General features: G+C 71.7%; 20 protein-coding genes. 3 read left to right on the top strand and 17 right to left on the bottom strand.

Going from position 1 to position 24279, the window contains the following annotated elements:
- Positions 1-152 precede the first annotated feature (152 nt).
- Positions 153-1175 (top strand): EamA family transporter RarD, encoded by a 1023-nt coding sequence (rarD, locus tag SNOUR_RS22050; protein WP_067349896.1) that lies wholly within the window; start codon positions 153-155, stop codon positions 1173-1175.
- On the opposite strand, the gene SNOUR_RS22045 is transcribed toward rarD, so the two are convergent.
- The 4 genes from SNOUR_RS22045 to SNOUR_RS22030 all read right to left on the bottom strand — a co-directional run bounded on the left by SNOUR_RS22045 (position 1165) and on the right by SNOUR_RS22030 (position 5657).
- Complete coding sequence (locus SNOUR_RS22045) at positions 1165-1983, bottom strand: ABC transporter permease (protein ID WP_067349894.1); 819 nt, start codon at positions 1981-1983, stop codon at positions 1165-1167. The genes rarD and SNOUR_RS22045 overlap by 11 nt on opposite strands.
- Positions 1970-2989 (bottom strand): ABC transporter ATP-binding protein, encoded by a 1020-nt coding sequence (locus SNOUR_RS22040; protein ID WP_067349891.1) that lies wholly within the window; start codon positions 2987-2989, stop codon positions 1970-1972. The genes SNOUR_RS22045 and SNOUR_RS22040 overlap by 14 nt, the downstream gene beginning before the upstream one ends.
- Positions 2990-3117: 128 nt before the next feature.
- The gene (locus SNOUR_RS22035) at positions 3118-4383 is read right to left on the bottom strand and encodes a LolA family protein (RefSeq protein ID WP_067349888.1); all 1266 of its coding nucleotides are present in this window, start codon (positions 4381-4383) and stop codon (positions 3118-3120) included.
- Positions 4384-4643: 260 nt separating this feature from the next.
- Entirely contained in the window at positions 4644-5657 is a 1014-nt protein-coding gene (locus SNOUR_RS22030) for a polyprenyl synthetase family protein (RefSeq protein WP_039635241.1), read from the bottom strand.
- Positions 5658-6466: 809 nt separating this feature from the next.
- On the opposite strand from SNOUR_RS22030, the gene fahA reads away from it, so the two are divergent.
- Both fahA and SNOUR_RS22020 read left to right on the top strand, forming a co-directional pair.
- On the top strand, positions 6467-7696 hold the full coding sequence (gene fahA, locus SNOUR_RS22025) for a fumarylacetoacetase (RefSeq protein WP_067349885.1): 1230 nt from the start codon (positions 6467-6469) through the stop codon (positions 7694-7696).
- A 146-nt stretch (positions 7697-7842) separates the two neighbouring features.
- Entirely contained in the window at positions 7843-8331 is a 489-nt protein-coding gene (locus SNOUR_RS22020) for a hypothetical protein (RefSeq protein ID WP_067349882.1), read from the top strand.
- Between the two features lie 83 nt (positions 8332-8414).
- Here SNOUR_RS22020 and nuoN read toward each other — a convergent pair whose 3' ends face one another.
- The 13 genes from nuoN to SNOUR_RS21955 are packed head-to-tail and all read right to left on the bottom strand — an operon-like array spanning position 8415 to position 24271.
- A complete protein-coding gene (nuoN, locus tag SNOUR_RS22015) occupies positions 8415-10067 on the bottom strand; it encodes an NADH-quinone oxidoreductase subunit NuoN (RefSeq protein ID WP_067349881.1) in 1653 nt (550 codons plus the stop codon).
- Positions 10064-11803 carry an NADH-quinone oxidoreductase subunit M gene (locus tag SNOUR_RS22010; protein ID WP_067349877.1) on the bottom strand — a complete coding sequence of 580 codons (1740 nt, stop codon included), beginning with the start codon at positions 11801-11803 and terminating at the stop codon, positions 10064-10066. Before SNOUR_RS22010 ends, nuoN begins: the two co-directional genes overlap by 4 nt.
- A 3-nt stretch (positions 11804-11806) precedes the next feature.
- Complete coding sequence (nuoL, locus tag SNOUR_RS22005) at positions 11807-13690, bottom strand: NADH-quinone oxidoreductase subunit L (protein WP_067349874.1); 1884 nt, start codon at positions 13688-13690, stop codon at positions 11807-11809.
- 13 nt (positions 13691-13703) lie between these two features.
- Positions 13704-14003, bottom strand: coding sequence for an NADH-quinone oxidoreductase subunit NuoK (gene nuoK / locus SNOUR_RS22000; RefSeq protein WP_016573026.1), 300 nt, complete (start codon positions 14001-14003; stop codon positions 13704-13706).
- Complete coding sequence (locus SNOUR_RS21995; RefSeq protein WP_067349871.1) at positions 14000-14851, bottom strand: NADH-quinone oxidoreductase subunit J; 852 nt, start codon at positions 14849-14851, stop codon at positions 14000-14002. Before SNOUR_RS21995 ends, nuoK begins: the two co-directional genes overlap by 4 nt.
- A complete protein-coding gene (nuoI, locus tag SNOUR_RS21990; protein WP_229921480.1) occupies positions 14848-15465 on the bottom strand; it encodes an NADH-quinone oxidoreductase subunit NuoI in 618 nt (205 codons plus the stop codon). Before nuoI ends, SNOUR_RS21995 begins: the two co-directional genes overlap by 4 nt.
- The gene (gene nuoH, locus SNOUR_RS21985; RefSeq protein ID WP_067349867.1) at positions 15458-16846 is read right to left on the bottom strand and encodes an NADH-quinone oxidoreductase subunit NuoH; all 1389 of its coding nucleotides are present in this window, start codon (positions 16844-16846) and stop codon (positions 15458-15460) included. The genes nuoI and nuoH overlap by 8 nt, the downstream gene beginning before the upstream one ends.
- Entirely contained in the window at positions 16843-19422 is a 2580-nt protein-coding gene (locus SNOUR_RS21980) for an NADH-quinone oxidoreductase subunit G (protein ID WP_067349864.1), read from the bottom strand. The genes nuoH and SNOUR_RS21980 overlap by 4 nt, the downstream gene beginning before the upstream one ends.
- The gene (gene nuoF / locus SNOUR_RS21975; protein WP_067349861.1) at positions 19419-20801 is read right to left on the bottom strand and encodes an NADH-quinone oxidoreductase subunit NuoF; all 1383 of its coding nucleotides are present in this window, start codon (positions 20799-20801) and stop codon (positions 19419-19421) included. The genes SNOUR_RS21980 and nuoF overlap by 4 nt, the downstream gene beginning before the upstream one ends.
- Positions 20801-21595, bottom strand: coding sequence for an NADH-quinone oxidoreductase subunit NuoE (gene nuoE / locus SNOUR_RS21970; RefSeq protein WP_179954862.1), 795 nt, complete (start codon positions 21593-21595; stop codon positions 20801-20803). Before nuoE ends, nuoF begins: the two co-directional genes overlap by 1 nt.
- Positions 21592-22926 carry an NADH-quinone oxidoreductase subunit D gene (locus SNOUR_RS21965; RefSeq protein WP_067349856.1) on the bottom strand — a complete coding sequence of 445 codons (1335 nt, stop codon included), beginning with the start codon at positions 22924-22926 and terminating at the stop codon, positions 21592-21594. The genes nuoE and SNOUR_RS21965 overlap by 4 nt, the downstream gene beginning before the upstream one ends.
- On the bottom strand, positions 22926-23684 hold the full coding sequence (locus SNOUR_RS21960; protein ID WP_067349854.1) for an NADH-quinone oxidoreductase subunit C: 759 nt from the start codon (positions 23682-23684) through the stop codon (positions 22926-22928). The genes SNOUR_RS21965 and SNOUR_RS21960 overlap by 1 nt, the downstream gene beginning before the upstream one ends.
- Positions 23681-24271: a NuoB/complex I 20 kDa subunit family protein gene (locus SNOUR_RS21955; protein WP_039635212.1), complete on the bottom strand. Its 591-nt coding sequence runs from the start codon at positions 24269-24271 to the stop codon at positions 23681-23683. Before SNOUR_RS21955 ends, SNOUR_RS21960 begins: the two co-directional genes overlap by 4 nt.
- Positions 24272-24279 lie beyond the last annotated feature (8 nt).

The following is a 24279-nucleotide window of genomic DNA, read 5'->3' as shown; positions in this document are numbered from 1 at the left end:
TGAGCGCCTTGCGGCGTTCTCCGCGGGCACCCGCGCGTGCGTTCCGGGCCCCTTCACACTCCTGTCATGACCGTCTTACGGAACGGACATGACAGGAACGCCGGACGGCGCTACCTTGCACAGCATCGACCGCGCACGACCAGGAGGGCCCCTTGCCGCCTCGAACCGACCAGCGAGCCGGCCTCGCATACGGCCTCGCCGCCTACACCATGTGGGGTCTGCTGCCGCTCTACTGGCACCTGTTGGGCGCCGCCGCGCCGTCCGAGATCCTCGCCCACCGCATGCTGTGGTCGCTGCCGGTCGCCCTGGTCATCCTGGCCGCGCTGCGCCGCTGGTCCTGGATACGCCCGCTGCTGCGGCAGCCCAAGAGGCTCGGGCTGGTCCTGGTCTGCGCCGTGGTGATCTCGCTGAACTGGTACCTCTACATCTGGGCGGTCAACGCCGGGCACGTCCTCGAAGCCTCGCTCGGATACTTCATCAACCCGCTGGTGAGCATCGCGTTCGGGGTGCTGGTGCTGCGCGAGCGGCTGCGGCCGCTGCAGTGGGCAGCCGTGGTCATCGGCGCCGTCGCCGTCGTGGTGATGACCATCGCCTACGGCCGGATGCCCTGGATCGCGCTCGGCCTGGCCCTGTCGTTCGCGACGTACGGGCTGGTGAAGAAGGGCATCAAGCTCGACGGGATCGAGGGCTTCAGCGCCGAGACCGCCCTCCAGGCGCTGCCGGCGCTGGGCTTTCTGATCTACCTCGGGGCGCACGGCGAGTCCTCCTTCGTCACCGGCGGGACGGGGCAGGCGCTGCTGTTCGCGGGGTGCGGTATCGCGACCGCGGTGCCGCTGATCTGCTTCGGCGCCTCGGCGGTGCGGCTGCCGCTGACCACCGTCGGGATGCTCCAGTACCTGGCGCCGACCTTCCAGTTCCTGCTGGGCCTGACGGTCTTCCACGAGCAGATGCCGCCGGAGCGCTGGGCCGGCTTCGCGCTGGTGTGGGCGGCACTGGTGGTGCTGACCTGGGACGCGCTGCGGACCGCCCGGCGGGCGCGATCGGCGCTGGCCGCCGCGGGCGCACGGGCCGGCGAAGCGGTCGCGGCGCAGGCCGGGCAGGCGGCGCAGACCGGGCCCGCCGCCGCGGACCGGGCCGCCCCGGAGCCGGACGCGCCGGGACCCGTCAGGCCGTGATGTCGCGGGTGGTGAACCGCGCCCAGGCCGCCGAGCCGAACACCACCGCGTAGAGCGCCTGGAGACCGAGGTTCCGCAGGATCCCGTCCATGTAGACCGGGTCGCGGAGCAGGTCCGCGAAGGACAGCCAGTAGTGCGGGAAGAGGTACGGCTGGATGGCCTGGAGCTGCGGTATGCCGTCCAGGATCTGGGCGGTGAGCACCAGGCCGACGGTCGTCGCCATGGCGGCGACGCCGCTGTCGGTGAGCGTGGAGACGAACAGGCCGAGGGCCGCCACCCCGAGCAGGGAGAGCGCCACGACGCCCGCGATGGCCAGCGCCCGCAGCAGCCCCTCGCCGAAGGATATGGACGTCCCCGAGAGCAGCGTCACCTTGCCCAGGGGGAACAGCAGCGCCCCGGTGGCCAGCGCGGACAGCGCCACGACGAGGGTGCCCGCCAGACAGAACGCCACGACCGTGACGAGCTTGGCGCACAGCAGGCGGGTACGGCCGGCGGGGGCGACGAGGAGGTAGCGCAGCGTCCCGGTGTGCGCCTCGCCGGCGATGGCGTCGCCGGCCACCACCCCGACGGCCATCGGCAGGAACACCGGCAGCGTCACCGCGAGGGCGGTGAAGACCAGGAAGAGGCCGTTGCCGGCGATCCCGGCGAGGAACGCCGGACCGCCGCCTCCGCCGTGCCGCCCGGCCTGGATCCGCACGGCGACGCCCACCAGCACGGGGACGCCCGCCAGCACGGCCAGCAGCACCAGGGTGCGCCAGCGCCGGAAGGTCGTGGCGATCTCACTGCGCAGCAGGTCAGCCCGCAACATCGAATCCCTCCCCGGTCAGCCGGACGAAGGCGTCCTCCAGGGACGGCCGTTGGGTGCCGAAGGCCCGGACCCGGACGCCGGCGCGGACCAGCGCGGCGTTCAGCTCCGCCGGGTCCGGGGGCGCCGGGCCGTCCGGCGAGGCCTTCGGCAGTTCGCCGGTGACCCGGTCCCCGTCGGCCCGCAGGCCGGTCAGGCCGTGCTCCTTCAGGACCCGGACGGCATCGGCCGGATCGGGGGTGGTCACCGCCAGGTGGCCGTGGGCGCCCGGGCCGAGGACGGCCGCGGTCAGACCGGCGACCGGCCCCTGGGTGACCAGCCGGCCCCGGGCCATCACCGCGGCGTGGGTGCAGACCTGCTCGATCTCGTCGAGGAGGTGGGAGGAGAGGAAGACGGTGGTGCCGTCCGCCGCCAGCTCCCGCACCAGGGCACGGATCTCCCGCATGCCCTGCGGGTCCAGGCCGTTGGTCGGCTCGTCCAGCACCAGCAGCTCGCGGGGCTGGAGCAGGGCGGCGGCCAGCCCCAGGCGCTGCTTCATGCCCAGGGAGTAGGCGCGCGCCTTCTTGCCGGCCGCGGCGGACAGGCCCACCCGGTCCAGCGCCCGACCGACCCGCTCGCCGCGGGTGCGGGGATCGGCGGCAGGGTCGGCGGCGTCGAACCGCCGTAGGTTGTCCCGCCCGCTGAGGAAGCCGTAGAGCGCCGGGCCCTCGATGAGCGCGCCGACCCGGGGGAGGACCTGACGGACCGCGCCGGGCATCGGCCGGCCGAGCACCCGGGCGGTGCCGGCGGTCGGCTCGATCAGGCCCATCAGCATCCTGATGGTGGTGGTCTTGCCCGAGCCGTTGGGGCCGAGGAAGCCGAAGACGCTGCCGCGCGGCACGGCGAGGTCCAGCCCGTCGACGGCGGGCCGGTCGCCTCGGTAGGTCTTGGTCAGCCCCCGGGTCTCGATCACCCGGTGCTCGGCGTCCGGCGCCGCGCGCCCCTGGTCCGCGGTGGGTGGTGCTGGCACGGTCTCCCCCCAACTCCTGGCGTACGGCGGCCCCTCGGGGCCGTGCGGCGGGGCGCGCGGACCGCGTACGGGCCGCGCCGCTCCCCCGTCGGGAGGTGCGGCGCGGCCCGGCCGCCGCCGTGGGCCCCCTACTTCTTCGCGGCGTCGGCCGCGGCTATCAGGGCCTGCTTGTCGACGGCACCGACGTAGACGGTGCCGTCGTCGGTCATCAGGGCGTTGACCAGGCGAGTGCTGAAGAGGTGGCCGGAGCCGAAGGAGCCGGTCACCTTGCTGCCCAGGCTGTCCAGGAACTTGCCGGCATCGCCCTTGGCGAGCTGGTCCTTGCCGCCGGGCCCGGCGGGGGTCTTCAGCGTGGCGATGGACGTCCAGCCCTTGCCGATGACCTGGAAGCCGCCGCCCTTCGGGCCCTTGTGGCCGTCGAAGCCCTTGTGGTCCTTGAGGCCCTTGAGCTCCTTCCCGTGCTCGCGGGCGGCCTGCTCCGCGGCCCGGTCGCCGTTGACCACCTTGGCGCCCTTGGGCGGGGTGAAGGCGAAGGTGTCCGCGGCCGGGCGGGCGAAGTCGACGCGGGTGTAGCCGACGTCGATCGCGGCCGGGCCACCGCTCTTGGGGGTGAGGGTGAACTTCAGCGGGACGCCGTTGGCGGCGTCCACCGCGACCCGGATCGAGCCGACCGTGGAGGCGGCCTGCTTGGGCTTGATGACGAGCTGGTAGGCGTCCCGCCCGGCGACCTTGGCGGTGTCGCCGACCGTCACCGAGGTGGTGTCCCCGGCGGCCTTCAGGGCCTCCTTGGCCAGGTCCTGCGGGGTGGCGTTCTGCAGGCCCTGGGGGAGTCCCTCGGGGGCGCCGCGGTGCGCACCGTGGTGGGCGTCCCTGGGGGCGGTGTGGTGCACGGCGCTGTTGCTGCCGCTGTCGTACGCCCAGACGTCCTTGCCGTTGTGGATGAGGGTGTAGTCGGCGGAGTTGCCGACGATCGACACCCGCTGCTTGTCGGGGCCGTCGACGGCGACCCGCAGGGTGTGCGTGCCCGAGGCCAGCTCGGTCAGCTTGCTCTGCGGCGAGGCGGCACCGCCCGCGCCGTCCCGGCCCTGCCCGCCGCCGAAGCCGCCGGCGCCCATGCCACCCGGCAGGGCGGGCAGGCCGAGGTCCGTGGTGACCTGGACCGTGCCGGACAACTGCTGGACATCGGACTTGGCGATCTTCGCTATCAGGTCCTGGGCGGAGATCTTCGGCAGGTCCGGAGACCCGGATCCGGCGAACGCCGGGACCAGCCCGATCGTCGCGGCCGTCACCCCCGCCACCGCGACCGGTACGGCGTACCGCACCGCCTTACGGCGCTTCGAGGAGCGCTCCCCGTCCCATCCCCCGGTGACCTCAGTCGGTTCGTTCCGTGGCATCTGGCCTACCTCCGTCGTGTGCGGCGGTGCTGTGTCGTCCACTCGTCCACCCGCCGGGCCATGATGGCCCGCCCCGCCGCTTCGTGGTGTTCTCCATCCCACCAAAAACCGCGGATCCCGGCGTCAACCCGCAGGGCCAACTCCACGTACTGCTGTGGGATGACACCCGGCCGCAAACCACCCGACCCCGTACGCCGCCGGTCGCACCGTCCCGGGGGAAAGCCCCCTAGGGGACGCCGCGTCGGCGGCTGCCGTCGGGCTCAGCCCGCGCGGTGCACCACCGTGTCGCACAGCTCTTCCAGGGCCGTCTTCGCCATGCACTCCGGCAGCGGCGCCAGCGTCGCGCGGGCGTCCTCGGCGTAGCGGACGGTGTCCCGGCGGGCCTGCTCCAGCGCCGGGTGGGCGCGCAGCCCGGCCAGCGCCTCGGCGTGCCGGGCGTCGTCGGTGAGGTCGCCGGCCAGCAGCTCGCACAGGGCGCGGTCCTCGGCGGTGCCGGCGCTGCTCTCGGCGAGCTCCCGCAGCCGCAGGACCGGCAGCGTCGGGATGCCCTCGCGCAGGTCCGTGCCGGGCGTCTTGCCGGACTCGTGGGAGTCGCTGGCGATGTCCAGGACGTCGTCGGCCAGCTGGAAGGCGGTGCCCAGCCGCTCGCCGTACTGGGTGAGGATGTTGACGGTGGTCTCGTCGGCGCCGGACATCATCGCGCCGAAGCGGCCGGCGACCGCGATCAGCGAGCCGGTCTTGCCCGCGATGACGTCGAGGTAGTGCTCGACCGGGTCGCGGCCGTCGCGCGGCCCCGCGGTCTCCAGGATCTGGCCGGTCACCAGGCGCTCGAACGCCTGGGCCTGGATCCGGACCGCCTCCGGGCCGAGATCGGCGAGGATGTGCGAGGCACGGGAGAAGAGGAAGTCGCCGGTCAGCACCGCGACGGAGTTGCCCCAGCGGGCGTTGGCGCTGGCCACTCCGCGGCGCACCTCGGCCTCGTCCATCACGTCGTCGTGGTAGAGCGTCGCCAGGTGCGTCAGCTCCACGACGACGGCCGCGGGGACCACACCGGGGCTGAAGGGGTCGCCGAACTGGGCGGCCAGCATCGCCAGCAGGGGCCGGAACCGCTTGCCCCCGGCGCGCACCAGGTGCTGTGCGGCCTCGGTGATGAACGGCACGTCACTCTTGGTGGCCTCCAGCAGGCCCTCCTCGACAGCCGCCAATCCGGCCTGGACATCGGCTTCGAGAGCCTTGTCCCGCACGCTCAGCCCAATGGGCCCGACGACGGTCACGAGGGATACTCCTGTCTGCTGACGATCAAACTGAATGTCGATCTGTCGCTGTCTCCACCATTGGCCAGCGTATCCGGTCACGGTTGGATCACCACGAGCGCCCGCCCCCCGAACCACTCGGCCAGCACAGAAGCCGCCCCGAGGGTACGTCCTTGATCCACCGCCCCGTGCGGCATTTCTCCGGGAGAAATGGGGCGGCAGGAGTGTGAGGTGCCTCAAGGGCCTCTGGTGTCACAGCAGTATCGGGCGAACCGCCCCTGGTGGAGGCCGCCACGCGCCGTCGGGCGGGCCGCACCGTTCACTCTCTCCAGTAGTAAGCGGAGGGAGTCACTCCTCTTCCGGGTCCCGGACTCCCCTTCCGGGTACGGGAGCCACGTCCGCCGCCGCGCAAGCCCTCTTCGACCGCAAACCCCGGAAACCGGAGAAGACCGAGAAGGCGGAGAAGGCGGAGAAGGCGGAGAAGACAGAAGAGAAGGCGGAGGAGAAGGCAGAGGAGGCCCCACAAGCCCCACAAACCCAACAAGCCCCACAAACCCAACAAACCCCGGCAATCCCGAACTTCGCAGTGCGGCACGGCATTTCCCCTCTTCGGCGACCCGAAGGACCCCGCCCCGCCGGCCCGCCCGGCGCTTCCCGGCCCGCGACCGTCCGTTCCCGGCCGCGGGCCACCCCGTTGATCGCCGCCGGTCGTACCCTGATCGACGGGCCCACCGGCCCACGGGGCGCCCGTCCCCGCTCTCCACCCGGTTCGCGCGGGGAGCCCCCGGCCGGTCGCCCACCGGCGACGACGAACGCGAGGAGCAGTGTCCATGCCCGAGCAGAGCCCGTTCGACCTGCCCGAAGGCGACCCCTTCGGCCCGCACACCCTCCCCTACGGCGTGTTCAGCACCGCCGACGCGCCCGACCTGCGCCGGCTCGGCGTCCGCTACGGGGGCCACGTCCTCGACCTGGCCGCCCTGCCGGACGCCCTGCCCGGCACCGTCCCCGCGCCGCACGCCGCCCTGCTCACCGCCGCCTCCCTCAACCCCCTGCTGGCCGCCGGCCGTCCCGTCTGGCAGGAGGTGCACGCGACCGTCCGCGCCGCGCTGACCGACCCCGCGCACCGCACCGCGGTGGCCCCGCTGCTGCGCCCGCTCGACGACGTCACCCTGCACCTGCCCTTCGAGGTCGCCGACTACGTCGACTTCTACTCCAGCGAGCACCACGCCACCAACGTCGGCCGGATCTTCCGCCCCGACGGCGCCGCGCTGCCGCCCAACTGGAAGCACCTGCCGATCGGTTACCACGGCCGGGCCGGCACCGTCGTGGTCTCCGGCACCCCCGTGGTGCGTCCGCACGGCCAGCGCAAGGCCCCGGCCGATCCCGCGCCGGTCTTCGGCCCGTCCACCCGCCTGGACATCGAGGCCGAGGTCGGCTTCGTCGTCGGCACGCCCTCCGCGCTGCACGCGCCGGTGGGCCTGGACGCCTTCCGGGAGCACGTCTTCGGCGTCTGCCTGGTCAACGACTGGTCCGCGCGCGACATCCAGGCATGGGAGTACGTGCCGCTCGGCCCGTTCCTCGGCAAGTCCTTCGCGACCTCCGTCTCGGCCTGGATCACCCCGCTGGACGCCTTCGACGCGTCCCGGACGGCGCCGCCCGCCCGGGACGTGGCACCGCTGCCGTACCTGGACGACGCCGCCGCCGAGCCGGGCGGCCTCGACCTGCGCATCGAGGTGCGGCTCAACGGCGAGGTGATCTCCCGCCCGCCGTTCGCCGCGATGTACTGGACGGCCGCCCAGCAGCTGGCCCACATGACCGTCAACGGCGCGTCGTTGCGCACCGGCGACCTCTACGCCTCCGGCACCGTCTCCGGGCCCGAACCCGACCAGCTCGGCTGCCTGCTGGAGCTCACCCAGGGCAAGGGCCCCTACCTCCAGGACGGCGACGAGATCACCCTCACCGCCTGGGCACCCGGCCCGGACGGCGCCCGGATCGGGCTCGGCGAGGTCACCGGACGGGTCCAGCCCGCCGCGGAACTGCCCGCCGGCCGCCCGGCCTGACCGACCGCCCGGCCCCTGCGCTCCCCCTGGCGGGAGGACGGGTCGGCGGCGGGCGGTCGACCGCGCCGCTCGGCCGCCGGCCGCCCCGGCCCGGCCCGGCCCGCTGCTAGCCTCGCGTCACCTGTCCCACAACGGAGGAGACGTACGTGCGCAAGGCAGCGCAGTTCGCCGGGGCGGCCGCCATCGCCGCGCTGCTGCTCAGCGGTTGCGGAAGCAGCGGCGACAGCGGCAAGGACACGACCACCCCGAGCAAGGCACCCCAGGACGCCCCGTCGACCGCGGGCGGCGGCGACGGCAAGGCCGCGGACCCCACCGCGGTCGAGGGCGCCTGGAAGGGCGGCACGCCGGCCAGCCCGCTGGTCCTGGTGGTCGCCAAGGGCACCGTCGCGTTCAGCAACGGACACAAGTCCGCCTGCATGGGCAAGGTCGAGAAGATGGCCGGGATGACCATGGCCGTCCTCAAGTGCACCGACGGCGACACCACCCGCACCATGGGCACCCTCAAGCCGGGCGCGGACGGCAAGACGCTGACCGTCGACTGGAAGAGCGGCCCGACCGAGAAGTACACCAAGACCGACGACGGCAGCATCAAGGTCCCGGACATGCCCAAGCTCCCGGACATGCCCAAGAGCTGACCGCTCCCCCGTCCTCCCGCACAACGGCCGCCGCCCGGCTCCCCCTCTCGGGGGCACCGGGCGGCGGTCGCGCGACGGGCGGGTCAGCGGATGAAGATCCCCGCGTGCCCGGCCAGATCGAGGAAGTACTGCGGTGCCAGGCCCAGCACCAGCGTGGCCGCGACGCCGACCGCGATGGCGGTGGACGTCAGGACGCTGGGCACCGCGACCGTCGGGCCGTCCGCCTTCGGCTCGCTGAAGAACATCAGCACGATCACCCGGATGTAGAAGAACGCCGCGATCGCCGAGGAGATCACACCGACCACCACCAGCCAGCCCGCGCCGCTCTCCGCCGCCGCCTTGAACACCGCGAACTTCCCGGCGAACCCGGACGTCAGCGGGATGCCCGCGAAGGCCAGCAGGAACACCGCGAAGACCGCGGCCACCAGGGGCGAACGCCGCCCCAGCCCGGCCCACTTGGACAGGTGGGTGGCCTCGCCGCCGGCGTCCCGCACCAGCGTCACCACGGCGAACGCGCCGAGCGTGACGAAGGAGTAGGCCGCCAGGTAGAAGAGCACCGAGGAGATGCCGTCCTGGCTGGCGGCGATGACACCGGCGAGGATGAATCCGGCGTGCGCGATGGAGGAGTACGCCAGCAGCCGCTTGATGTCGGTCTGGGTGATGGCCAGCACCGCGCCGCCCAGCATGGTCAGGATCGCCACGCCCCACATCACCGGCCGCCAGTCCCAGCGCATGCCGGGCAGGACGACGTACAGCAGCCGCAGCAGCGCACCGAACGCGGCGACCTTGGTGGCGGCCGCCATGAAGCCCGTCACCGGCGTCGGGGCGCCCTGGTAGACGTCCGGCGTCCACATGTGGAAGGGCACCGCGCCGACCTTGAACAGCAGGCCCATCAGCACCAGCGCGCCGCCGATCAGCAGCAGCGCGTCGTTGCCCATCGTGCCGGCCAGCGCCGGATCGACCTGCCGGGCGCCGTCCGAGATCACCTCGGCGATCCCGGCGTACGACACGGTGCCGGCGTAGCCGTAGAGCAGCGCCACGCCGAACAGCAGGAAGGCCGAGGAGAAGGCGCCGAGCAGGAAGTACTTCACCGCGGACTCCTGCGAGAGCAACCGCTGGCGGCGGGCCAGCGCGCACAGGATGTACAGCGGGAGGGAGAAGACCTCCAGCGCGATGAAGAGCGTCAGCAGGTCGTTGGCGGACGGGAAGATCAGCATGCCGCCGACCGCGAAGAGCAGCACCGGGAAGACCTCGGTGGTGGTGAACCCCGCCTTGACCGCGGCCTGTTCGGCCTCGCCGCCGGGGACGGCGGCGGCCTGCGCGGCGAAGGAGTCCGCCCGCTTGCCGTGCGCCACCGGGTCCAGCCGCCGCTCGGCGAAGGTGAAGACCGCGATCAGCGACACCAGCAGGATCGTGCCCTGGAGGAACAGCGCGGGGCCGTCCACGGCGATCGCGCCCATCGCGGCGAGGTGCGCCTTGGACGAGCCGAAGCCGCCCGCCGCCAGGCCGATCACCGCGGCGAACGCGGCGGCCAGCGCCACCACGGACAGCAGCACCTGCGCGTAGTAGCGGCTGCGGCGCGGCAGGAACGCCTCGATCAGGACGCCGACGATCGCGGCACCGAGGATGATCAGCGTCGGCGACAGCTGGACGTACTCGATCCGCGGTGCCGGGATCCTGCCCGGCGCCCCGGCCGCCGCCGTCCACAGGCTGTGGACGCTTGCCACGGAACTCACTTCGCGGCCTCCACGTCTTGGGTCTGCGCGGTCCGGCCGTGCCGGCCTCCGCCGGGCACGGCGTCCACCCGCACGGTGGGCTTGGGGTCCTTCTTGTCCACGACGGACAGGGTGTGCTGGACCGCCGGGTCGACGAGGTCGGTGAGCGGCTTGGGGTACACCCCGAGGAAGAGCAGCAGCGCGATCAGCGGCGCGACCACCACCAGCTCCCGCACCTTCAGGTCGGGCATCGCCCGGACCTCGGTGGCCACCGGGCCGGTCATCGTCCGCTGGTAGAGGACGAGGACGTAGAGCGCGGCCAGGACGATGCCGAGGGTGGCGATGATCCCGATCACCGGATAGCGGCTGAACGTGCCGACCAGGACCAGGAATTCACTGATGAAGGGGGCCAGACCGGGCAGCGACAGGGTGGCCAGGCCGCCGACGAGGAAGGTGCCGGCGAGGACCGGGGCCACCTTCTGGACGCCGCCGTAGTCCGCGATCAGTCGGGAGCCGCGACGGCTGATCAGGAAGCCGGCCACCAGCATCAGCGCGGCGGTCGAGATGCCGTGGTTGACCATGTAGAGCGTCGCGCCGCCCTGGCCCTGGGACGTCATCGCGAAGATGCCCAGGATGATGAAGCCGAAGTGGGAGATCGAGGCGTAGGCGATCAGCCGCTTGATGTCCCGCTGGCCGACCGCGAGCAGCGCGCCGTAGACGATGCTGATCAGCGACAGCACCAGGATGACCGGGGTGGCCCAGCTGCTGGCCTCCGGGAAGAGCTGGAGGCAGAAGCGCAGCATCGCGAAGGTGCCGACCTTGTCGACCACCGCGGTGATCAGCACCGCGACCGGCGAGGTCGCCTCGCCCATGGCGTTGGGCAGCCAGGTGTGCAGCGGCCACAGCGGCGCCTTCACCGCGAAGGCGAAGAAGAAGCCGAGGAACAGCAGCCGCTCGGTGCCGGTGCCGAGGGTCAGCGCGCCGGACGCCCGGGCCTGGACGATCTGCGGGAGCGAGAAGGTGCCGGCGCCCAGTTGGTGGGCGGTGACGGCGTACAGCCCGATCACCGCGGCCAGCATGATCAGACCGCCGACGAGGTTGTAGAGCAGGAACTTCACCGCGGCGTACGACCGCTGGGTGGCGGCCTGCTGCTCGCCGCGCCCGCCGGCCCGGTCCCCGAAGCCGCCGATGAGGAAGTACATCGGGATCAGCATGGCTTCGAAGAAGATGTAGAAGAGGAAGACGTCGGTGGCCTCGAAGGAGAGCACCACCATCGCCTCGACGGCCAGGATCAGCGCGAAGAAGCCCTGCGTGGGGCGCCAGCTGTAGCGGCGGTTGGGCTCCCCCGTGGCGGAGCCGCTCTCGGATGCGCCCGTGGCGGAGCCGCTCTCGGATGCGCCCGTGGCGGAGCCACTGTCGGATGCAGCCAGCGGATCGGCGTCGTGCCAGCCCGCCAGGATGACGAACGGGATCAGCAGCGCGGTCAGGGCGATCAGCGCGACCGCGATGCCGTCCACCCCGAGGTCGTAGCGGACCCCGAAGTCCCGGATCCAGGCGTGGGATTCGGTGAGCTGGAACGGGCCCTTGGCACCGGGGTCGAAGCGCACCGCGATCACGGCCGCCAGCGCCAGGGTGGCCAGCGAGAACAGCAGCGCCAGCCACTTGGCGGCGGTGCGCTTGGCGGCGGGCACCGCGGCGGTGGCGATCGCACCGATCGCCGGTACCACGGCGGTCGCCGTCAGCAGGGGAAACGACATGGCTCAGACACCCCTCATCAGCAGGGTCGCGGCGACGAGAACGGCGGCCCCGCCCAGCATCTGGACCGCGTACGAGCGGACGAAGCCGGTCTGCAACTGGCGCAGCCGGCGGGAGAGTCCGCCCATCGCGGCCGCCGTGCCGTTGACCGCGCCGTCCACCAGGGAGTGGTCGAGATAGACCAGCGTGCGGGTCAGGTGCTCGCCGCCGCGCACCAGCACGACGTGGTTGAAGTCGTCCTGCAGCAGATCGCGGCGGGCCGCCCGGGTCAGCAGCGAACCGCGCGGGGCGGTGGCCGGCACCTCCTTGCGGCCGTACATCAGCCAGGCGATGCCGACGCCGATCACCAGCACCACCATCGTGGCGGCGGTGACCACGCCGGCGCTCACCGGGGAGCGGCCGTGCGCGAAGGAGGTGACCGGCTCCAGCCAGCGGACGAAGGCGTCGCCCACGCTGAACAGCCCGCCCGCGAAGACCGATCCGACCGCCAGCACGATCATCGGGACCGTCATCACCTTCGGCGACTCGTGCGGGTGGAACTCCTCCGGGTCCCACCGCTTCTCGCCGAAGAAGGTCATCAGCATCACCCGCGTCATGTAGAACGCGGTGATCGCGGCGCCCAGGAGGGCCGCGCCGCCGAGGATCCAGCCCTCGGTGCCGCCGCGGGCGAACGCCGCCTCGATGATCTTGTCCTTGGAGAAGAAGCCGGACAGCCCGGGGAAGCCGATGATGGCCAGATAGCCGAGCCCGAAGGTGACGAAGGTGACCGGCATGTACCGGCGCAGCCCGCCGTAACGGCGCATGTCCACCTCGTCGTTCATCCCGTGCATCACGGAACCGGCGCCGAGGAAGAGCCCCGCCTTGAAGAAGCCGTGGGTGACCAGGTGCATGATCGCGAAGGCGTAGCCGATCGGGCCCAGGCCGGCGGCCAGGACCATGTAGCCGATCTGCGACATCGTCGAACCGGCCAGCGCCTTCTTGATGTCGTCCTTGGCGCAACCGACGATCGCACCGAACAGCAGGGTGACCGCGCCGACCACGACCACGGCGGTCTGCGCGTCCGGCGCGAGGTTGAAGATCACCCCGGAGCGGGTGATCAGGTACACCCCGGCGGTGACCATCGTGGCGGCGTGGATCAGCGCCGACACCGGGGTCGGGCCCTCCATCGCGTCGCCCAGCCAGGACTGCAGCGGCACCTGCGCCGACTTGCCGCAGGCGGCCAGCAGCAGCACCAGCCCGATGGCGGTCAGCCTGCCCTCGGAGGCGTCACCGGCGGCGGCGAACACCGGCCCGAAGGCGAACGTGCCGAACGTCGTGAACATCAGCATGATCGCGATGGACAGGCCCATGTCGCCGACGCGGTTGACCAGGAACGCCTTCTTCGCGGCGGTCGCCGCACTGGGCTTGTGCTGCCAGAACCCGATGAGCAGGTACGACGCCAGGCCCACGCCCTCCCAACCGACGTACAGCAGGAGGTAGTTGTCGGCGAGGACGAGCAGCAGCATCGCCGCCAGGAAGAGGTTGAGGTAGCCGAAGAAGCGGCGGCGCCGCTCGTCGTGCTCCATGTAGCCGATCGAGTAGATGTGGATCAGCGAGCCGACACCCGTGATCAGCAGGACGAAGGTCATCGACAACTGGTCGAGCTGGAAGGCGATGTCGGCCCGGAATCCGCCGACCGGGATCCAGCTGAACAGGTGCTGGTGCAGCGCCCGGTGCTCGGCGCCCTGGCCGAGCATGTCGGCGAAGAGCACCACCGCGACGGCGAACGAGGCCACCGCCAGGAGCGAGCCGATCCAGTGGCCGGTGCGGTCCAGGCGTTTGCCGCCGCACAACAGCAGGGCCGCACCGACCAGCGGTGCCGCGACAAGCAGCGCGATCAAGTTCTCCACTTTGTGCGACCCCTTACAGCTTCATCAGGCTGGCGTCGTCGACCGAGGCCGAATGACGGGTGCGGAAGATCGACACGATGATGGCCAGGCCGACCACGACCTCCGCCGCGGCGACGACCATCGTGAAGAAGGCGATGATCTGGCCGTCCAGATTCCCGTGCATCCGCGAGAAGGTGACAAAGGCGAGGTTGCAGGCGTTCAGCATCAGCTCGATGCACATGAACACCACGATGGCGTTCCGCCTGATCAGGACGCCGGCCGCGCCGATGGTGAACAGCAGGGCGGCGAGGTAGAGGTAGTAGACCGGGTTCACTTCTGCGCCTCCTCCTTCGGTGCCGCGGGGCCGGGTCGCTTCTTGTCCGGGCGGCCGGACTCCCGCCCCAGCCACTCCTCGGACCGCTGCTCCAGCGCCTTGAGCTCGGCCAGCGACTGGCCGGAGACGTCCCGGACCTGGCCGCGCTCGCGCAGCGTCGGACTGACCGTCAGCTCGGAGGGGGTGCCGTCCGGCAGCAGACCGGGGATGTCGACCGCGTTGTGCCGGGCATAGACGCCCGGGGCGGGGAGCGGCGTCACTTGCTTGCCCTCGCGGATCCGGGCCTCGGAGCGCTCCCGCTGGGTCCGGGCGCGTGCGGTGCGCTCCCGGTGGGTGAGCACCATCGCGCCGACCACCGCGGTGATCAGCAGCGCACCGGTGATCTCGAAGGCGAAGACGTACTTGGTGAAGATGAGGGCGGCCAGGCCCTGCACGTTGCCGCCGGCGTTGGCGTCGCCCAGGCCGTTGAACTCCTTGAGCGCGGCGTTGCCGATCCCGGCGATCAGCAGGATGCCGAAGCCGACGCCCAGCCCGGCGGCGAGCCAACGCTGGCCCTTGAGCGTCTCCTTGAGGGAGTCCGCGGCGGTGACGCCGACCAGCATCACGACGAACAGGAACAGCATCATGATCGCGCCGGTGTAGACCACGACCTGCACGACGCCGAGGAAGTACGCGCCGTTGGCCAGATAGAAGACCGCCAGGACGATCATGGTCCCGGCGAGCGAGAGGGCGCTGTGCACGGCCCGCCTCATCATGATCGTGCACAGCGCGCCGGCCACGGCGACGATGCCCAGGATCCAGAACTGCACGGCCTCCCCCGAGGAGGCCGCGGCGGCCAGGCCCGTCATGCGTGCGCCTCCTCGCCCGGGGCGTCCTGCTTCTCGGAGCGCTCGACCGCCGCGTCCTCGGGCCGTTCGCCCTGGGAGACCGCGACCTGCCGGACCGTGCCCGGCGCGGCCTCCGTCACCAGCCCGTTGTAGTAGTCCCGTTCCGTCATGCCCGGATGGATCGCGTGCGGCGAGTCGACCATCCCCTCCGACAGGCCCACCAGCAACTCTTCCTTGGTGTAGATGAGCGAGGCGCGGGAGCGGTCGGCGAGTTCGTACTCGTTGGTCATGGTGAGCGCGCGGGTCGGGCACGCCTCCACGCACAGGCCGCACAGGATGCAGCGGAGGTAGTTGATCTGGTAGACGGCGCCGTACCGCTCACCCGGGGAGTAGCGCTCCTCGTCGGTGTTGTCCGCACCCTCGACATAGATCGCGTCCGCCGGGCAGGCCCAGGCGCACAGCTCGCAGCCGATGCACTTCTCCAAACCGTCCGGATGTCGGTTGAGTTGGTGCCGGCCGTGGAAACGCGGCGCCGTCGGCTTCTTCTCCTCGGGGTACTGCTCGGTCAGCCGCTTCTTGAACATGGCCTTGAAGGTCACGCCGAAGCCGGCCACCGGGTTCTGGAACTCAGGCACCGTCGCCCCCCTTTCCGTCGCTCTCATCACCATCACTCACAGTGTCCACCCGGCCACTGACAATCAACTCTCCTTCTCCCCGGCGCGGACGCCGGTGCGGCACCGGCGGCAGGCTCTGCCCGGGCAGCGGTGGCACCGGGAAGCCACCGGCCATCGGGTCGAAGGAGGTGTCGCCGTCGGTCTCACCCTCCGGCTCGACGCGCCGGAAGAAGTCCACGACCAGCGAGATCAGCAGCAGCGCCACCGCACCGCCGCCCACGTACAGCACGATCTGGGAGAAGTCGAAGCCCTCGTTCTTCAGCGCCCGGACGGTGGCGACGAGCAGCAGCCACACCATCGACACCGGGATGAGGACCTTCCAGCCCAGCCGCATCAGTTGGTCGTAGCGGACCCGGGGCAGGGTGCCGCGCAGCCAGATGAAGAAGAACAGCAGCAGCTGCACCTTGAGGACGAACCAGAGCATCGGCCACCAGCCGTGGTTCGCGCCCTCCCAGAACGTCGAGATCGGCCACGGCGCCCGCCAGCCGCCGAGGAAGAGGGTGACCGCGACCGACGAGACGGTGACCATGTTGACGTACTCGGCGAGCATGAACATCGCGAACTTGATGGACGAGTACTCGGTGTTGAAGCCGCCCACGAGGTCGCCCTCGGACTCCGGCATGTCGAACGGCGCGCGGTTGGTCTCCCCCACCATCGTCACGATGTAGATGAGGAACGACACCGGCAGCAGCAGCACGTACCACTTGTTCGCCTGCGACTCCACGATGGTCGACGTCGACATCGACCCGGAGTAGAGGAAGACCGAAGCGAACGCCGCGCCCATCGCGATCTCGTAGGAGATCATCTGCGCGCACGACCGCAGACCGCCCAGCAGCGGGTACGTCGAACCGGACGACCAACCCGCCAGCACGATGCCGTAGATGCCGACCGAGGCCGTGGCCAGGATGTAGAGGACGCCGATCGGGAGGTCGGTGAGCTGCATCGGGGTGCGGTGGCCGAAGATCGAGATCTCGTTGTCCGCCGGGCCGAAGGGGATCACCGCGATCGCCATGAACGCCGGGATCGCCGCCACGATCGGCGCGAGGATGTACACCGCCTTGTCGGCGCCCCGGACGACCAGGTCCTCCTTCAGCATCAGCTTGACGCCGTCGGCCAGGGACTGGAGCATCCCCCAGGGCCCGTGCCGGTTGGGCCCGATCCGCAGCTGCATCCAGGCGACGACCTTGCGCTCCCAGACGATGGAGAACAGCACCGTCAGCATCAGGAACGCGAAGCAGAACACCGCCTTGATGACGACCAGCCACCACGGGTCGCGCCCGAACATCGACAGGTCCTCCTGGGCGGCCAGCGCGGCCACCGGAAAACCGGGATGGTGCATCATGCGTCCACCTCCTTGGCCGGCACCGGCGTACCGGATGCGCGAGCGGAGCCGAGCGTGCGGGAGGCGGCGACCTTCACCAGCTCACCGGGGTGCGCCCCGGTGTCGGCGGCGACGCCACCCCCCACGGAATTCAGCGGCAGCCACACCACCCGGTCGGGCATCTGCGTGATCTGGAGCGGCAGTCGGACGGAGCCGGCCGGGCCGGTGACCTCCAGGAGGTCCCCGTCCGCGACGCCGGTCTCCCGGGCGGTGGCCGGCGACAGGCGGGCGACCGCGGCGTGCCGGGTGCCGGCCAGCGCCTCGTCGCCCTCCTGGAGCAGCCCCTGGTCCAACAGCAGCCGGTGCCCGGCCAGTACGGCCTCGCCGGTGCCCGGGCGGGGCAGCGGCCGGCCCGTCTCCCGCGGTTCGGCGGCGTACGGGCCGCGCCAACCACCGAGCCGGTCCAGCTCCCGGCGCACGGCGTGCACGTCCGGCAGGTCCAGGGCGCCCGCGGCGGGCCCGCCCTCGACCCCCGCCATCGCGTCGGCGAGCATCTGCAGGACCCGGGCGTCCGGCAGAAGCTGCCGGCGGGTCATCTGGTCCGGCTTGAGCGCGGCCTCGAACGACCGGGCCCGGCCCTCCCAGTTGAGGAAGGTGCCGGCCTTCTCGACCACCGCGGCCACCGGCAGGACCACGTCCGCCCGCGCGGTGACCTGCGAGGGCCGCAGCTCCAGGCTGACCAGGAAGCCGACCTCGTCCAGCGCGGCCAGCGCGCGCGCCGGATCGGGCAGATCGGCCACCTCCACGCCCGCCACCAGCAGGGCGGCCAGCTCGCCGGTGGCCGCGGCCTCGACGATCTGACCGGTGTCCCGCCCGTGCCGGTGCGGCAGCGTGGCCACGCCCCAGGCGGCGGCGACCTCGTCCCGGGCCACCGGGTCGGTGGCCGGCCGGCCGCCGGGCAGCAGCCCGGGCAGCGCCCCGGCCTCGACGGCACCGCGCTCGCCCGCCCGGCGCGGCATCCACACCAGGTGCGCGCCGGTGGCGGTGGCGGTGCGCAGCGCGGCGGTCAGCGCCCCGGGCACCGTCGCCAGCCGCTCGCCGACGAGGATCACCGCGCCGTCCGCGCGCAGCGCCTCGGCCGCGGCCCGCCCCTCGCCGTCCAGGCCGACGCCGCCCGCGAGCGCGTCCAGCCATTCGGTCTCGGTGCCGGGCGCCGCCGGGAGCAGCTTCCCGCCGGCCTTGATCAGCCCGCGGGTGGCATGGCTGGCCAGCCCCCAGGTGCGCTGGCCGTGCGTGCGGTGCGCCTTGCGCAGCCGCAGGAAGACGCCGGGCGCCTCCTCCTCCGCCTCGATCCCGGCCAACAGGACGGCCGGCGCCTGCTCCAGCGCGGTGTACGTGACGCCCCCGCCGTCGAGGTCCCGGCCGCGGCCGGCGACGTGGGCGGCGAGGAAGTCGGCCTCCTCGGCGCTGTGCGGCCGGGCCCGGAAGTCGATGTCGTTGGTGTGCAGCGCGACCCGGGCGAACTTGGCGTAGGCGTAGGCGTCCTCGACGGTCAGCCGGCCGCCGGTCAGGACGCCGGCGCGGCCTCGGGCGGCGGCCAGGCCGCGGGCCGCGGCCTCCAGCGCCGCCGGCCAGCTCGCCGGCTCCAGTTCACCGGACTCGGCGTCGCGCACCAGCGGGTGCTCCAGCCGGTCCCGGGCCTGCGCGTACCGGAAGGCGAACCGCCCCTTGTCGCAGATCCACTCCTCGTTGACCTCGGGGTCGTTCGCCGCCAGCCGCCGCAGGACCCGGCCCCGGCGGTGGTCGGTGCGGGTCGCGCAGCCGCCCGCGCAGTGCTCGCACACCGACGGGGAGGAGACCAGGTCGAAGGGGCGGGAGCGGAAGCGGTACGCGGCCGAGGTGAGCGCGCCCACCGGGCAGATCTGGATGGTGTTCCCGGAGAAGTACGACTCGAAGGGGTCGCCCTCACCGGTGCCGACCTGCTGGAGGGCGCCGCGCTCGATCAGCTCGATCATCGGGTCGCCGGCGATCTGGTTGCTGAAGCGGGTGCACCGCGCGCACAGCACGCACCGCTCGCGGTCCAGCAGCACCTGTGTGGAGATCGGCACCGGCTTCTCGTAGGTGCGCTTCCTGCCCTCGAAGCGGGTGTCGGGGTCGCCGACCTGCATCGCCTGGTTCTGCAGCGGGCACTCGCCGCCCTTGTCGCAGATCGGGCAGTCCAGCGGGTGGTTGATCAGCAGCAGCTCCATCACGCCGCGCTGCGCCTTCTCGGCCACCGGGGAGGTCAGCTGGGTGCGGACCACCATCCCGTCGGTGCAGGTGATGGTGCAGGAGGCCATCGGCTTGCGCTGGCCCTCGACCTCGACGATGCACTGCCGGCAGGCGCCCGCCGGGTCCAGCAGCGGGTGGTCGCAGAAGCGCGGGATCTCGATGCCGAGGAGTTCGGCGGCCCGGATGACCAGCGTCCCCTTGGGGACGGAGATCTCGATGCCGTCGATCGTCAGGGTGACGAGGTCCTCCGGCGGCACCGCCGCCGCACCGCCCCCGTCGGGGCGTCGGCCCGCGGTGGAGCCGCTGTTCGACTGCAGTACGGTCATGCGTTCACCCCCAGGTGAGCGTCGTTGTCGGCCCAGAGGGTCGACTTGGCGGGGTCGAAGGGACAGCCCTTGCCGGTGATGTGCTCCTCGTACTCCGCGCGGAAGTACTGGAGCGAGGAGAAGATCGGCGAGGCGGCGCCGTCGCCGAGGGCGCAGAAGGACTTGCCGTTGATGTTGTCGGCGATGTCGGCGAGCTTGTCGAGGTCTTCGAGTCGGCCCTTGCCGGCCTCGATGTCGCGGAGCAACTGCACCAGCCAGTACGTCCCTTCACGGCACGGGGTGCACTTGCCGCAGGACTCGTGGGCGTAGAACTCGGTCCAGCGGGTGACCGCCCGGACGACGCAGGTGGTCTCGTCGAAGCACTGCAGCGCCTTGGTGCCGAGCATCGAGCCGGCCGCGCCGACGCCCTCGTAGTCGAGCGGGACGTCGAGGTGCTCCTCGGTGAACATCGGGGTCGAGGAGCCGCCCGGCGTCCAGAACTTCAGCCGGTGCCCCGGGCGCATGCCGCCGCTGATGTCGAGCAGCTGGCGCAGCGTGATCCCCAACGGGCCTTCGTACTGGCCGGGGTTGGCGACGTGGCCGCTGAGCGAGTAGAGCGTGAAGCCCGGGGACTTCTCGCTGCCCATCGTCCTGAACCAGTCCTTGCCCTTGTTGAGGATCGCGGGAACCGAAGCGATGGATTCGACGTTGTTCACCACAGTGGGGCAGGCGTAGAGGCCGGCCACCGCGGGGAAGGGGGGACGCAGACGGGGTTGGCCGCGACGGCCCTCCAGGGAGTCCAGCAGCGCGGTTTCCTCACCGCAGATGTACGCGCCGGCGCCCGCGTGCACCGTGACGTCCAGGTCGAGGCCCGAGCTGAGGACGTCGTTGCCGAGGTAGCCCGCCGCGTACGCCTCGCGCACGGCCTCGTGCAGCCGGCGCAGGACGGGCACGACCTCGCCGCGCAGATAGATGAAGGCACGGTTCGACCGGATCGCGTGACAGGCGATCACGATCCCCTCGATGAGGGCATGCGGGTTGGCGAAGAGGAGCGGGATGTCCTTGCAGGTCCCGGGCTCCGACTCGTCGGCGTTGACCACGAGATAGTGCGGTTTGCCGTCGCCCTGCGGGATGAACTGCCATTTCATCCCGGTCGGGAAGCCGGCGCCGCCACGGCCGCGGAGCCCGGAGTCCTTGACGTAGGCGATGACGTCGTCCGGGGCCATCGCGAGGGCCTTGCGCGCGCCTTCGTAGCCCTCGTGACGCAGATAGGTCTCCAGGGTCCAGGACTCGGGGGCGTCCCAGAAGGCGGAGAGGACGGGGGCGAGGACCTTCTCCGGACTGGTCGGTCCTCCGGCGTGCGGCCGGGAGGTCCCGCCGAACTCGGCTGCCACGGTCATCACTCCCCCTCCTCGTGGGTCGGGCCGGCGGCCTCGTCGGTCGGGCCGTCCGCGGTGGCGCGCGGCGAGACGACGTGGTCGGCGTGACCGGGCGGTGTCTCACCCCTGGCCAGCCGCAGTCCGACCAGGGAGGCCGGGCCGGCACCGCCGGTCGCCGCGACGGCGCCGGGCCGGGTGTCGGGGAAGCCGGCGAGGATCCGGGCGGTCTCCTTGAAGGAGCAGAGCGGGGCGCCGCGGGTGGGTGCGACGGTCCGGCCGGCCCGCAGGTCGTCGACGAGCTGCCGGGCGGAGCGGGGGGTCTGGTTGTCGAAGAACTCCCAGTTGACCATCACGACGGGGGCGAAGTCGCAGGCGGCGTTGCACTCGATGTGTTCGAGGGTGATCGCGCCGTCGTCGGTGGTCCCGCCGTTGTCGACGCCGAGGTGCTCCTTGAGCTCCTCGAAGATGGCGTCGCCGCCCATCACCGCGCACAGGGTGTTGGTGCAGACCCCGACCTGGTAGTCGCCGCTGGGCTTGCGGCGGTACATGGAGTAGAAGGTCGAGACGGCGGTGACCTCGGCGGTGGTCAGCCCCAGCTGTTCGGCGCAGAAGCGGATGCCGGTGCGGGTGACGTAGCCGTCCTCGGCCTGGACGAGGTGGAGCAGCGGCAGCAGCGCCGAGCGGGAGTCGGGGTAGCGCGCGATCACCTCCTCGGCGTCCGCGGCGAGCCGGGCCTTGACGTCGGCCGGGTAGTCGGGTGCCGGAAGCCGGGGCATCCCCAGCTGGACGTCCTTGGGTGCCGGAGTGGCGTTCACCGGTCGACGCCTCCCATCACGGGGTCGATGGACGCGACGGCGACGATGACGTCGGCGACCTGGCCGCCTTCACACATCGCTGCCATGGCCTGCAGGTTGGTGAAGGACGGGTCGCGGAAGTGCACCCGGTAGGGCCGGGTGCCGCCGTCGCTGACCACGTGCACGCCCAGCTCGCCCTTGGGCGACTCGACGGCGGCGTACGCCTGTCCTGGCGGGACCCGGAAGCCCTCCGTCACCAGCTTGAAGTGGTGGATCAGGGCCTCCATCGAGGTGCCCATGATCTTCTTGATGTGGTCGAGGGAATTGCCGAGGCCGTCGGGGCCGAGTGCCAACTGGGCGGGCCAGGCGATCTTCTTGTCGGCGACCATCACCGGCCCCGGCTCCAGCCGGTCCAGGCACTGTTCGACGATCCTCAGCGACTGGCGCATCTCCTCCAGCCGGATCAGGAACCGGCCGTAGGCATCGCAGGTGTCGGCTGTCGGCACCTCGAAGTCGTAGGTCTCGTATCCACAGTACGGCTGTGCCTTGCGCAGGTCATGGGGCAGTCCGGCGGAGCGGACGAGGGGCCCGGTGGCCCCGGTGGCCATGCAGCCGGCCAGGTCGAGGTAGCCGACGTCCTCCATGCGCGCCTTGAAGACCGGGTTGCCGGTGGCGAGCTTGTCGTACTCGGCCATGTTCTTGCGCATCTTCTTGACGAAGGCGCGGACCTGGTCGACGGCGCCGGGCGGCAGGTCCTGGGCGAGGCCGCCGGGGCGGATGTAGGCGTGGTTCATCCGCAGACCGGTGATCAGCTCGTAGATGTCGAGGATCAGCTCCCGGTCGCGGAAGCCGTAGATCATGATCGTGGTGGCGCCCAGCTCCATGCCGCCGGTGGCGATGCACACCAGGTGGGAGGAGAGCCTGTTGAGCTCCATCAGCATCACGCGGATCGCGGTGGCCCGGTCCGGGATGTCGTCGGTGATGCCGAGCAGCTTCTCCACGGCCAGGCAGTACGCCGTCTCGTTGAAGAACGGCGTGAGGTAGTCCATCCGCGTCACGAAGGTGGTGCCCTGCGTCCAGGTCCGGAATTCGAGGTTCTTCTCGATGCCGGTGTGCAGGTAGCCGATGCCGCAGCGGGCCTCGGTGACGGTCTCGCCGTCGATCTCCAGGATCAGCCGGAGCACGCCGTGGGTGGAGGGGTGCTGCGGCCCCATGTTGACGATGATCCGCTCGTCGTCGGACTTCGCGGCGGCCGCGGCGATCTCGTCCCAGTCACCACCGGTGACGGTGTAGACGGGGCCCTCGGTGGTCTCGCGGACGGACGCGCGGGACGCCTCGCTGGGAGTGCTCATCAGGTGTACGACCTCCGCTGGTCGGGAGCAGGGATCTGCGCGCCCTTGTACTCGACGGGGATGCCGCCGAGGGGGTAGTCCTTGCGCTGCGGGAAGCCCTGCCAGTCGTCCGGCATCATGATCCGCGTGAGCGCGGGGTGCCCGTCGAAGATCAGGCCGAAGAAGTCGTAGGTCTCGCGCTCGTGCCAGTCGTTGGTCGGGTAGACCTCGACGATCGACGGCAGGTGCGGGTCGGCGTCGGGGGCGGTGACCTCCAGCCGGATCAGCCGGTTGTGGGTGATCGACCGCAGGTGGTAGACGGCGTGCAGCTCACGGCCCTGGTCGCCGGGGTAGTGGACGCCGCTGACGCCGGTGCACAGCTCGAAGCGGAGCGCGGGGTCGTCGCGCAGGGTCCGGGCGACGGCCGGCAGGTACTCCCGCTGGACGTGGAAGGTGATCTCGCCGCGGTCCACCACGGTCTTCTCGATGACGTTCTCGGGCACCAGGCCCTGTTCGTCGAGGGCGCCCTCCAGCTCGTCGGCGATCTCGTCGAACGTGCCGTAGCCCTCCCCGGCGCCGGCCGGTCCGCCGTAGGGCCGGGTGCTGGCGCCGGGCAGCCGGACGGTGCGGACCAGCCCGCCGTAACCGGAGGTGTCCCCGCCGTTGTTGGCGCCGAACATCCCGCGGCGGGTGCCGATCACCTCGCCGGTGTCCGCGCGCTGCGCCGGGACGGCCTCTTCGGGGGCGTCCGGGTTCGGAGGGTTCGTCGACTCGCTCACCGCAGCAGCCCCTTCTTCTCCGACAGGGAGGGTTTCCGGGCGGAGCGGTCCATCTCGATCAGCGGCAGCGCCTTGAGGGCCGCCGCCTCCTCCTCGTGGGCCGCCCGCACCGCGTTGACGCCGAGCTTGCCGGTCTGGATCTTCTTGTGGAGCTTGAGGATGGCGTCCATGAGCATCTCGGGGCGCGGCGGGCAGCCCGGCAGATAGATGTCGACGGGGACGATGTGGTCGACGCCCTGCACGATCGCGTAGTTGTTGAACATGCCGCCCGAGGAGGCGCAAACCCCCATGGAGATCACCCACTTCGGGTCCGGCATCTGGTCGTAGACCTGCCGCAGCACCGGCGCCATCTTCTGGCTCACCCGGCCGGCCACGATCATCAGGTCGGCCTGCCGGGGGGAGCCGCGGAAGACCTCCATGCCGAAGCGGGCCAGGTCGTAGCGCCCGGCGCCGGTGGTCATCATCTCGATGGCGCAGCAGGCCAGCCCGAAGGTCGCGGGGAAGACCGACGACTTGCGCACCCAGCCCGCGGCCTGCTCGACAGTGGTCAGCAAAAAGCCGCTGGGCAGCTTCTCTTCCAGTCCCATGGGTGACC

The sequence above is a fragment of the Streptomyces noursei ATCC 11455 genome, assembly GCF_001704275.1.
GTDB classification, from domain to species: Bacteria; Actinomycetota; Actinomycetes; order Streptomycetales; family Streptomycetaceae; genus Streptomyces; species Streptomyces noursei.
This window is presented reverse-complemented; position numbering and strand designations above follow the sequence as displayed.

Excerpts from the sequence above, each read along its gene's own strand:
- SNOUR_RS22010 (WP_067349877.1), bottom strand. The coding sequence starts at position 11,803 with ATGTCGTTTCCCCTGCTGACGGCGACCGCCGTGGTACCGGCGATCGGT.
- SNOUR_RS21965 (WP_067349856.1), bottom strand. The coding sequence starts at position 22,926 with ATGAGCACTCCCAGCGAGGCGTCCCGCGCGTCCGTCCGCGAGACCACC.
- SNOUR_RS21995 (WP_067349871.1), bottom strand. The coding sequence starts at position 14,851 with ATGACGGGCCTGGCCGCCGCGGCCTCCTCGGGGGAGGCCGTGCAGTTC.
- fahA (WP_067349885.1), top strand. The coding sequence starts at position 6,467 with ATGCCCGAGCAGAGCCCGTTCGACCTGCCCGAAGGCGACCCCTTCGGC.
- SNOUR_RS21980 (WP_067349864.1), bottom strand. The coding sequence starts at position 19,422 with ATGACCGTACTGCAGTCGAACAGCGGCTCCACCGCGGGCCGACGCCCC.
- SNOUR_RS22035 (WP_067349888.1), bottom strand. The coding sequence starts at position 4,383 with ATGCCACGGAACGAACCGACTGAGGTCACCGGGGGATGGGACGGGGAG.
- SNOUR_RS21955 (WP_039635212.1), bottom strand. The coding sequence starts at position 24,271 with ATGGGACTGGAAGAGAAGCTGCCCAGCGGCTTTTTGCTGACCACTGTC.
- nuoH (WP_067349867.1), bottom strand. The coding sequence starts at position 16,846 with ATGATGCACCATCCCGGTTTTCCGGTGGCCGCGCTGGCCGCCCAGGAG.
- nuoF (WP_067349861.1), bottom strand. The coding sequence starts at position 20,801 with ATGACCGTGGCAGCCGAGTTCGGCGGGACCTCCCGGCCGCACGCCGGA.
- SNOUR_RS22045 (WP_067349894.1), bottom strand. The coding sequence starts at position 1,983 with ATGTTGCGGGCTGACCTGCTGCGCAGTGAGATCGCCACGACCTTCCGG.